We start from the raw sequence: 9,376 nt of genomic DNA on the forward strand, positions 1-9,376 counted from the left end.
GCTCCCGCTTTGCTCTACGAATGCAGGGCTTGGGCTTCGCCAGGCGGGAGGGGACCAGCGATGCCGAGCTTCGACACCCTGTTCAACGCCTTCGTCACCATCCTGGTGACCATCGATCCGCCCGGGCTGGCACCGCTCTTCCTCGCCGTCACGCGTGGCATGAACCGGGACGAGCGCCAGCAGGTCTCGGTGCGAGCTTCGGTGATCGGCTTTCTGGTGATGGCGTTGTTCGCCGTAGCCGGCGCGTCGATCCTGTCGGTGTTCGGCATCACGCTGCCGGCCTTCCGCGTCGCCGGCGGCTTCCTGCTTTTCTTCATCGCCTTCGAAATGGTGTTCGAGCGCCGTCAGGACCGCAAGGAGAAGATCGGCGACGTCGCCATCACCAAGGACATGATCCACAACATCGCCGCCTTTCCGCTGGCGATCCCGCTGATCGCCGGTCCCGGCGCGATATCGGCGACAGTGCTGCTGTCAGGACACTTCGAGGGCTTTGCCGCGCAAGCGGCGCTGGTCGGCATCATCGCGATCTGTCTTGTGCTCACCTTTCTGGTGTTCGTGCTGGCAGAGCGCATCGACCGCATCCTCGGCCAGACTGGCCGCTCGATCCTGACGAGGCTGCTCGGCGTCATCCTGGCGGCGCTTGCGGTGCAGTTCGTCGCCGACGGCGTGAGGGCGCTGATGGCTGCCTGAGCAGCATCCCTACTGCCTTATTTCACTGCTGTATCGACCACCTCGAAATCATGCGTGACGGCCGCCGTCTTGGCCATCATGGCGGTGGCCGAGCAGTATTTCTCAATCGACAGATCGATCGCCCTTTTCACCTTGTCGCGCGACAGCGCGCGACCCTTGACGATGAAATGCATGTGAATGCGGGTGAAGACGCGCGGTTCCGTCTCGGCACGATCTGCGTCCAGCTCGACCACGCAGTCCTCGACCGCCTCGCGACCTTTTTCGAGGATGTGGACCACGTCGTAGGCCGAGCAACCGCCGGTGCCGATCAGCACCAGCTCCATTGGGCTCGGCCCTGGCGTCCGGCCTTCCGGCCCATGCGCCGTGCCCAGCACGACTTTGTGACCGCTGCCGGACTCGCCGACAAAGGTGCGTTCCTCAACCCATTTGACGCGTGCTTTCACGATGATCTTCCTTAGACGCTGCTTTGCAAGCGGACTATCGCCGCAACTATCAACTATAGGCAATTCCGGACGGAAAACCGCGACGCACTTTCGCTGGAAATTGTTTATTGGCCGAATACGACCGTGTGCATGATGCGGCCGGGCAGCAACGTGAAGATGCCGGCGCCGATCAGCGCGAATAGGTAGAGCTTGATCATGGCGCTGCGATGCGCGGCCACTTTATGGGTGTGCGCATACCAGACCGCCAGCGGGGCGGTGACAACCACCAGGATCGACAGGATGTGGATCGGGCTGAACGGCCCGATCAGGCGTATCTGCTGGATCCAGAAGCTTGAGACGGCGACGACCAGCATCAGCGCGGCCCAGGCATAGCCCAAGACGCGGTGGCGTGTCGTGCCTTTCGGCAATGCCAGTTGCGCCCCGCCTATCGCCAGCGCGGCGAAGGCGGCGAACGCGTGCCATGGAATGGGAGGAGGCGCTGTCAGCAACGGTCCGAGCGACATCGCGCCTTCCCCTCAAACGACGATTGCGAGACCTTCAGAACGGAATCTCGTCATCCAGCTCGCGCGACGAACCACCGCCACCGCCCCTGGAACCGCCACCGCCGCCACGGCTGAAGCCTTCGTTCGGGCCCGACTGGCCGAAATCGGAACCCCGGCTGTTGCCGCCGCCGGCATAACTGCCGACTTGACCGCCGCCTTCGCCGCGCGCGTCGAGCATCTGCAGCTCGCCACGGAATTTCTGCAGTACGACCTCGGTCGTGTAGCGATCGTTGCCGGTCTGGTCCTGCCATTTGCGCGTCTGCAGCTGGCCCTCGACATAGACCTTCATGCCCTTCTTCAAATACTGCTCCGCCACCTTGGCGAGCTGGTCGTTGAAGATGACCACATTGTGCCACTCCGTCTTTTCCTTGCGCTCCCCGGAATTCTTGTCGCGCCAGCTTTCCGACGTGGCGATGCGGATGTTGACGACCGGGTCGCCCGAATTCAGGCGGCGGATTTCAGGGTCCGCCCCGAGATTGCCGACCAGAATGACCTTGTTGACGCTACCCGCCATCATACTTCTCCGCGCTCATCCGAAACAAATTTTAAGTCGCTCACCTTACAGCCTGTGGTTCGCCCATGCCCGTGAAGGCTGGCTTTTCCCACAAGGTTTTTGTTCTCTATTCGTTCTAGTCTTGACCGCTGTTTCTGTCAAGGAATGTCAGCAACAGGTAGGATTCCTGGGCAGGAAACAAAGGGGAACATCGGAATGAACATTGTTTCGCATGAGGATCAGCCGCGCGAAACGTGGCGCGCCGGGATCGAAACCCGCATGCATGTTGCCGCCGCCAATGGCGCGGCTGGCCTTTGCATATTCGAGCAGTGGGTCGGACCGGGTTCCGGCGCACCAACGCATGCGCATAAAGTCGAGGAAGTACTGACGGTGATTACCGGCGAAGCCGAAATGTGGGTCGACGACCGACGGGCCGTGCTTGCCGCCGGGCAGTCCCTGATCATTCCCGCGCACCGCAAGCATGGCTTTCGAAACGTGGCTTCCGGCACGCTTCACATCCATGCCGTGCTCGCATCGCCAATCTTCGAGGCAAGCTTCGACGGAGCGGCGGAGCCGGTGAGACGCTGGACGGCCTAAAACGGCGCTTGCCAAACCAATAAGTATCGACTTATGCTTTGCGCATGATCGAAGCAGAGATTTTCCGGGCCCTGGCCGATCCGACACGCCGCGCCGTCTACGAGCGGCTCGCGGCCGGCGAATTGACGGTGTCCGAGCTGCGCGCCGGCGTGAGCGTGTCGCAGCCGGCCGTCTCGCAGCATCTTGCCGTGCTGCGCGGCGCCGGACTGGTGATCGAGAGGCGCGCCGGTCGCAACGCCTATTACCGCGCCGACCCTCAAGGGCTCGATCCCTTGCTCGGCTGGATCGAACGCTACCGCGCCTTCTGGCCGGAGCGCATCGAGCGTTTGAAGCGGGTTCTAAAGGAAATGGACCAATGACGACTACCAAACACCCGGCAGCGGCCAACGCGCCGCTCAGCTTCGAATGCGAGCTTCCCGATCCGCCGGAAAAAGTCTGGCGGGCGCTCACCGAGCCGGAACTGCTCGCCGCCTGGCTGATGCCCAACGACATCAAGCCAGCGATCGGCGAGCGCTTTGCCTTTGCCGGACCAAACGCGCCGATCGAGTGCGAAGTGCTCGAGGCCGAGCCCGGCAAGCTGCTGCGCTATTCCTGGCGCGAGCGACCGGGCGTGGACGCTGCCGACCGGCTACCGGCATTCGACGGTCCCATCTTCGACAGCATTGTCACCTTCACGCTCGCGCGCACGGTTTCCGGCGGCACGCATCTCAGCATCGTCCATGATGGTTTCGCGACGGTCGCGCAACCTGTCGTCGCCGTTTCCGGCGCCGGCTGCGGGATTTCGCTCCACGCGCGCAAGAGCCCAGCTGCCGCCAACGCGCCAAGCATGATGCTGCGCGCGGCTTGACCAAAGAACCGAGGAGATCTGCGATGAGCGCCTTTGCCAATCTCGTGCCGATGGTGATCGAGCAGTCGAGCCGCGGCGAACGCGCCTTCGACATTTTCTCGCGGCTGCTGCGCGAACGCATCGTTTTCATCAACGGCGAGATCAATGACGGCGTGTCGGCGCTGGTCTGCGCGCAGCTCCTGTCGCTGGAATCGGACCATCCCGACAAGGAGATATCGATCTACATCAACTCGCCGGGCGGCGTGGTGACCAGCGGCTTCGCCATCTACGACACCATGCAGTACATCTCCTGCCCGGTGTCGACGGTGTGCATGGGCTTTGCCGCCTCGATGGGTTCATTCCTGTTGATGGCAGGCTCGCCCGGTCGGCGCATCGCGCTGCCCAACACCAGGATCGTGCTGCATCAGCCGCTCGGCGGCTTCCAGGGCCAGGCCTCCGACATCCAGCGCCACGCCGAGGACATCCTGCGCACCAAGCGCCACATGACGGAACTTTACGCCAAGCATTGCGGCCGGACCTATGACGAGGTCGAGCGCACGCTCGACCGCGACTATTTCATGACCGCCGAGGAAGCGAAGGCCTGGGGCCTCGTCGACCATGTCTACGACACGCGCAAGAAGGCGGCCTGACCGCGCGGCAAATTGATTGCGGCGCGTCTGGCCTCGCCTTCGGCGCGCCTCTATAGTTCGCGCATGATCCGAGCGCGTTCCTTGACGAATCTGGGTTTTGCCGTTGTCGCAGTCGCCGGCGTGCTTGCGGTCGGCACCGCCGCTTTTGCAGACGACAATTCGACACAAAAACTGCCCGGCGTGAGCAGCGACTACCGCATCGCCAAGCCCGCGCCGCAGCCCGAGCCTGACGACGCACTGCCAGCCGGCAGCAACGGCACGTTCAAGATCGGCGACACCGATGTCAGGATTTCGGGCAGCATAACCATCGACATGGCAACGGGTGGCATCAGGCCTCCCAACCACTGAAGCTTACCCCGCATTGCCGACGCCAGCGACGGACCTCCGGCTCGCAAAATGCAAGCCCCGCCACTGCTTCCGCAGGTGGACGGGGCTTTCATGGATCTGAAACCCAATTTTAGCCGGGAGTGGACTGCCGGCGTTCTGTTTCGGATGCAACGCGGCTTTCAGCCGACGATCCGACTATGGTCTCTGATTGTAGGAATCGGCAGGTCACGTTTTTCGGGAGGCGCTCACGCCTACCCTGGCACTATGCCCGCCGCGGCTCCATCGCTTCGTGGAGCCTCAAGGGACTGTCCGGTGGCGTCATGCTCCGCTCCTGGTCCGTTGTGGCAATGTCGTCCGAAGCGCAAATCGCTGAAGCCTGCGGCGTCTCGCAGGCCACCTCTGGGTGACGAGGCCATCGACAGACGGCCGGCTTCGTTGACGCCTTTGAGACTGCCCCCATGGGTCCGAGACGTCAACCGTTGAAGAGCCGGTTACAGAAAAATGTGATCGATCGGAGGTTACGTCCAGGTAAGTCGAATGCCTTCGACTGATCGGTCGCGACGGTTTTTGCAGCCGCTGTTTCCACAGCGCTTTGTCAGGAGGGTGTTCGGCCTTTGTTCTTTCCGCTTGCCCGCTCGCGCGAAAGGCGGTTAAACGCTTTGGTCGAGATTGTGGCGTCTCTCGACGCGGCGACGAGATTACCTACATAGGGGATGGCCGGGACAAACCCGCCAATCCAGCAAATTCCAGACCTGAGGCGGCGACCGGCGATGGCCGACCAAAAATATCTTTCCATTCGCGGCGCGCGCGAACACAATCTCAAGAATGTCGATCTCGACCTGCCGCGCGACAGCCTGATCGTCATGACCGGCCTGTCGGGATCCGGCAAGTCGTCGCTTGCCTTCGACACCATCTATGCCGAGGGTCAGCGTCGCTATGTCGAAAGCCTTTCGGCCTATGCCCGCCAGTTCCTGGAAATGATGCAGAAGCCGGATGTCGACCAGATCGACGGCTTGTCTCCCGCCATCTCGATCGAGCAGAAGACGACGTCGCGCAACCCGCGCTCGACAGTCGGCACCGTCACCGAAATCTACGACTATATGCGCCTGCTCTTCGCCCGCGTCGGCATTCCCTATTCGCCGGCCACCGGCCTGCCGATCGAAAGCCAGACGGTCAGCCAGATGGTTGACCGCGTGCTGGCGCTGGACGAGGGCACGCGTCTCTACCTGCTGGCGCCGATCGTGCGCGGCCGCAAGGGCGAATACCGCAAGGAACTTCTGGAGCTGCAGAAGAAGGGTTTCCAGCGCGTCAAGGTTGACGGCGTTTTCTACGAGATCGCCGACGTGCCGGCGCTGGACAAGAAATATAAGCACGACATCGACGTGGTCGTCGACCGTATCGTCGTTCGCGGCGATCTGGCGACGCGGCTTGCGGATTCGATGGAGACGGCGCTGAAGCTCGCCGACGGGCTTGTGGTGGCCGAGTTCGCCGACAAGCCGCTCGACGCCAGCCAGACGGGCGAGGACTCGGTCAACAAGTCGAAGAACGAGACGCATGAGCGCATCATGTTCTCGGAAAAATTCGCCTGCCCGGTGTCCGGCTTCACCATTCCCGAGATCGAGCCCAGGCTGTTCTCCTTCAACAATCCGTTCGGCGCCTGCCCGACCTGCGACGGCCTCGGCAGCCAGCGCGCCATCGACGCCAACCTCATTGTGCCGGACGAGAATGTCTCGCTGCGCGACGGCGCCATCAGCCCGTGGGCGAAATCGACCTCGCCCTATTACGCGCAGACGCTTGAGGCCTTGGGCAAGGCCTATGGCTTCAAGCTCGGCGACAAGTTCAAGGATCTGAGCGCCGAGGCGCAGCAGGCGGTGCTGCACGGCACGGGCGAGCGCGAGATCACCTTCCAGTATGACGACGGCCTGCGCTCCTACAAAACGATCAAGACTTTCGAGGGCGTCATCCCCAACCTCGACCGGCGCTGGAAGGAAACGGAATCGGCCTGGATGCGCGAGGAGATCGAGCGCTTCATGTCGGCCACCCCCTGCCCCGCCTGCAACGGCTACCGGCTGAAGCCGGAAGCGCTCTCGGTCAAGATCGCCGGCAGGCACATCGGCGAGGTCACGGAGCTGTCGATCCGCAAGGCCGACCGGTGGTTCACCGATCTGCCGGCGCAGCTCAACGAGAAGCAGAATGAGATCGCCGTCCGGGTGCTGAAGGAAATCCGCGAGCGCCTGCGTTTCTTGAACGATGTCGGCCTCGACTATCTGACGTTGTCGCGCAATTCCGGCACGCTGTCGGGCGGCGAGAGCCAGCGCATTCGTTTGGCTTCGCAGATCGGCTCCGGCTTGACGGGCGTGCTCTACGTGCTGGACGAGCCGTCTATCGGTCTGCACCAACGCGACAATGCGCGCCTGCTCGATACGCTGAAGCACCTGCGCGACATCGGCAACACGGTGATCGTCGTCGAGCATGACGAGGACGCCATCCTGCATGCCGACTATGTCGTCGATATCGGCCCCGCCGCCGGCATCCATGGCGGTGAGATCATCGCGCAAGGCACGCCGCAGCAGATCATGGCGACGCCCGCCTCGATCACCGGCAAGTATTTGTCGGGCGAGCTCGAGGTCGCGACGCCGGCGGTGCGCCGCGAGGCGAAAAAGAACCGGCGTATCAAGGTCATCGGCGCGCGCGGCAACAATTTGAAGAACGTCACGGCGGAGATCCCGCTCGGCACTTTCACCTGCGTCACCGGCGTCTCCGGCGGCGGCAAGTCGACCTTCCTGATCGAGACGCTGTTCAAGGCGGCCTCACGCCGCATCATGGGCTCGCGCGAGCATCCGGCCGAGCATGATCGCATCGAAGGCCTGGAGTTCCTCGACAAGGTCATCGATATCGACCAGTCGCCGATCGGCCGCACGCCACGCTCCAACCCCGCCACTTATACCGGCGCCTTCACGCCGATCCGCGATTGGTTCGCCGGTCTGCCGGAGGCTAAGGCGCGCGGCTATCAGCCGGGCCGTTTCTCCTTCAACGTCAAGGGCGGCCGCTGCGAGGCGTGCCAGGGCGACGGCGTCATCAAGATCGAGATGCACTTCCTGCCCGACGTCTACGTCACTTGCGACGTCTGTCATGGCAAGCGCTACAACCGCGAGACGCTGGACGTGCTGTTCAAGGGCAAGTCGATCGCCGACGTGCTCGACATGACGGTCGAGGAAGGCGTCGAGTTCTTCTCGGCGGTGCCCGGCGTGCGCGACAAGCTCGATACGCTGAAGCAGGTCGGGCTCGGCTACATCCATATCGGCCAGCAGGCCACGACGCTGTCCGGCGGCGAGGCGCAGCGCATCAAGCTGGCCAAGGAACTGTCGCGCAAGGCGACCGGTAAGACGCTCTACATCCTCGACGAGCCGACCACCGGCCTGCATTTCCACGACGTCGCCAAGCTGCTCGAAGTGCTGCATGAGCTGGTCGACCAGGGCAACACGGTGGTGGTGATCGAGCACAATCTCGAAGTCATCAAGACAGCCGACTGGGTGCTCGACCTCGGCCCCGAGGGCGGCGACGGTGGCGGCGAGCTGGTCGCCTCCGGCACCCCGGAAGCGATCGTGCGCGAAAAGCGCAGCTACACCGGCCAGTTCCTGAAGGAGCTTCTGGAGCGGCGCCCCGGGGGCAAGCGCGAAGCGGCCGAGTGAGCGAGTGGGTCGGCAAGCGTTTGGAACAGTCTCAAATGAAGATCAGGCAAGCGCTTGCAGGTGATCTCCAAGCTGTCGTCGCGATAACCACGGACGCCTACGCCCCCTATACCGCCCTGTTCGGCGCGCCACCGATCCCGGTGACCGAGGACTATGCACCCCGCATTGCGCGCGGCGAGGTCTGGCTGCTGGAGGATGGTTCCGATCTGGCCGGGCTGCTTGTCCTCGAGCGGCACGACGATCATGCCATGATCTTCAGCGTTGCCGTTTCGCCGGCCTTCCAGGGCAGGAAACTCGGCATCGCGCTGCTCGACTTCGCCGACGAGCAGGCGCGGTCATGGGGCGTGCCGGAGGTGCGGCTCTACACCAATTCGCGCATGGAGCGGAACATCGCGCTCTATTCGGCTTACGGCTATCGGGAAACGGGTCGCCGCGCCAACCCTTACCGGCCAGGATGGATATTGGTCGACATGGCCAAGCCGGTCGACAAAGCAGCCTGAGCCGCATTCAAAACTCGGAGGAGGAAGACGATGAGCCAAGGAAAGATCCGCTCCGGCATGGGCGGCTGGACCTTCGAGCCCTGGGACACCTCCTTCTATCCGGACAAGCTAGCCAAGGCCAAGCAGTTGCACTATGCCAGCCGCCAGGTGCCGAGCATCGAGGTCAACGGCACCTATTATTCCAGCTTCAAGGAGCCGACCTTCGTCAAGTGGGCGAACGATACGCCGGACGGCTTCGTCTTTTCGCTCAAGGGCAACCGCTTCGTCACCAACCGCCGCGTGCTCGGCGAGGCCGGGGAATCGATAATGCGATTCCTCGGCTCGGGCATTGTCGCGCTCGGCGACAAGCTGGGACCGATCCTGTGGCAGTTCGCGCCGACGAAGAAGTTCGATGCGGACGATCTCGAGGCCTTCCTGAAGCTGCTGCCCGACAAGCAGGACGGCGTGCCGCTGCGCCATGCGCTCGAAGTGCGGCATGACAGCTTCATCGTGCCGGAATTTCCGGCTCTGGCGCGCAAATACAATGCCGCCATCGTCTATGCCGACCACGCCAAATATCCGGCGATCGCCGACGTCACCGGCGATTTCGTCTATGCCCGACTGCAAACCGGCAGCG

Annotated in this window: 12 protein-coding genes; 9 read left to right on the plus strand and 3 right to left on the minus strand. The window is 63.1% G+C overall.

Annotation, left to right across the window (positions count from 1 at the left end):
• Window positions 1-60: 60 nt before the first annotated feature.
• Entirely contained in the window at window positions 61-690 is a 630-nt protein-coding gene (locus EOA32_RS27970; protein WP_066992466.1) for a MarC family protein, read from the plus strand.
• 17 nt (window positions 691-707) lie between these two features.
• Here the strand turns inward: EOA32_RS27970 and EOA32_RS27975 are convergent, their stop codons facing one another.
• The 3 genes from EOA32_RS27975 to EOA32_RS27985 all read right to left on the minus strand — a co-directional run bounded on the left by EOA32_RS27975 (window position 708) and on the right by EOA32_RS27985 (window position 2,189).
• Window positions 708-1,133, minus strand: a complete 426-nt coding sequence (locus EOA32_RS27975) for an OsmC family protein (RefSeq protein ID WP_095777762.1) — start codon at window positions 1,131-1,133, stop codon at window positions 708-710.
• A 104-nt stretch (window positions 1,134-1,237) separates the two neighbouring features.
• Entirely contained in the window at window positions 1,238-1,636 is a 399-nt protein-coding gene (locus EOA32_RS27980; protein ID WP_095777763.1) for a DUF2306 domain-containing protein, read from the minus strand.
• 34 nt (window positions 1,637-1,670) lie between these two features.
• The gene (locus tag EOA32_RS27985; protein ID WP_067319755.1) at window positions 1,671-2,189 is read right to left on the minus strand and encodes a single-stranded DNA-binding protein; all 519 of its coding nucleotides are present in this window, start codon (window positions 2,187-2,189) and stop codon (window positions 1,671-1,673) included.
• A gap of 195 nt (window positions 2,190-2,384) precedes the next feature.
• Here EOA32_RS27985 and EOA32_RS27990 point away from each other — a divergent pair, with 195 nt between their 5' ends.
• The 8 genes from EOA32_RS27990 to EOA32_RS28025 all read left to right on the plus strand — a co-directional run.
• Window positions 2,385-2,765 (plus strand): cupin domain-containing protein, encoded by a 381-nt coding sequence (locus EOA32_RS27990; protein WP_245499403.1) that lies wholly within the window; start codon window positions 2,385-2,387, stop codon window positions 2,763-2,765.
• A 44-nt stretch (window positions 2,766-2,809) separates the two neighbouring features.
• Entirely contained in the window at window positions 2,810-3,124 is a 315-nt protein-coding gene (locus tag EOA32_RS27995) for a metalloregulator ArsR/SmtB family transcription factor (RefSeq protein ID WP_067319753.1), read from the plus strand.
• Entirely contained in the window at window positions 3,121-3,612 is a 492-nt protein-coding gene (locus tag EOA32_RS28000; protein WP_095780565.1) for an SRPBCC domain-containing protein, read from the plus strand. The genes EOA32_RS27995 and EOA32_RS28000 overlap by 4 nt, the downstream gene beginning before the upstream one ends.
• 23 nt (window positions 3,613-3,635) lie before the next feature.
• Window positions 3,636-4,241 (plus strand): ATP-dependent Clp protease proteolytic subunit, encoded by a 606-nt coding sequence (locus tag EOA32_RS28005; RefSeq protein WP_066992448.1) that lies wholly within the window; start codon window positions 3,636-3,638, stop codon window positions 4,239-4,241.
• An 81-nt stretch (window positions 4,242-4,322) separates the two neighbouring features.
• On the plus strand, window positions 4,323-4,589 hold the full coding sequence (locus EOA32_RS28010) for a hypothetical protein (protein WP_095777817.1): 267 nt from the start codon (window positions 4,323-4,325) through the stop codon (window positions 4,587-4,589).
• 749 nt (window positions 4,590-5,338) lie between these two features.
• A complete protein-coding gene (gene uvrA, locus EOA32_RS28015) occupies window positions 5,339-8,260 on the plus strand; it encodes an excinuclease ABC subunit UvrA (protein WP_128373435.1) in 2,922 nt (973 codons plus the stop codon).
• A 35-nt stretch (window positions 8,261-8,295) separates the two neighbouring features.
• Window positions 8,296-8,760: a GNAT family N-acetyltransferase gene (locus EOA32_RS28020; RefSeq protein WP_066992439.1), complete on the plus strand. Its 465-nt coding sequence runs from the start codon at window positions 8,296-8,298 to the stop codon at window positions 8,758-8,760.
• A gap of 30 nt (window positions 8,761-8,790) precedes the next feature.
• A partial coding sequence (locus tag EOA32_RS28025) for a DUF72 domain-containing protein (RefSeq protein ID WP_145971371.1) occupies window positions 8,791-9,376 on the plus strand: 586 nt, incomplete at its 3' end.

Source organism: Mesorhizobium sp. M1A.F.Ca.ET.072.01.1.1 (genome assembly GCF_004023325.1).
Classification (GTDB): domain Bacteria; phylum Pseudomonadota; class Alphaproteobacteria; order Rhizobiales; family Rhizobiaceae; genus Mesorhizobium.

What these genes read in the sequence shown, in the direction of transcription:
- EOA32_RS27970 (WP_066992466.1), top strand. Translation starts at nt 61, where the DNA reads ATGCCGAGCTTCGACACCCTGTTCAACGCCTTCGTCACCATCCTGGTG.
- EOA32_RS27980 (WP_095777763.1), bottom strand. Translation starts at nt 1,636, where the DNA reads ATGTCGCTCGGACCGTTGCTGACAGCGCCTCCTCCCATTCCATGGCAC.
- EOA32_RS27985 (WP_067319755.1), bottom strand. Translation starts at nt 2,189, where the DNA reads ATGGCGGGTAGCGTCAACAAGGTCATTCTGGTCGGCAATCTCGGGGCG.
- EOA32_RS27990 (WP_245499403.1), top strand. Translation starts at nt 2,385, where the DNA reads ATGAACATTGTTTCGCATGAGGATCAGCCGCGCGAAACGTGGCGCGCC.
- EOA32_RS27995 (WP_067319753.1), top strand. Translation starts at nt 2,810, where the DNA reads ATGATCGAAGCAGAGATTTTCCGGGCCCTGGCCGATCCGACACGCCGC.
- EOA32_RS28000 (WP_095780565.1), top strand. Translation starts at nt 3,121, where the DNA reads ATGACGACTACCAAACACCCGGCAGCGGCCAACGCGCCGCTCAGCTTC.
- EOA32_RS28005 (WP_066992448.1), top strand. Translation starts at nt 3,636, where the DNA reads ATGAGCGCCTTTGCCAATCTCGTGCCGATGGTGATCGAGCAGTCGAGC.
- uvrA (WP_128373435.1), top strand. Translation starts at nt 5,339, where the DNA reads ATGGCCGACCAAAAATATCTTTCCATTCGCGGCGCGCGCGAACACAAT.
- EOA32_RS28020 (WP_066992439.1), top strand. Translation starts at nt 8,296, where the DNA reads ATGAAGATCAGGCAAGCGCTTGCAGGTGATCTCCAAGCTGTCGTCGCG.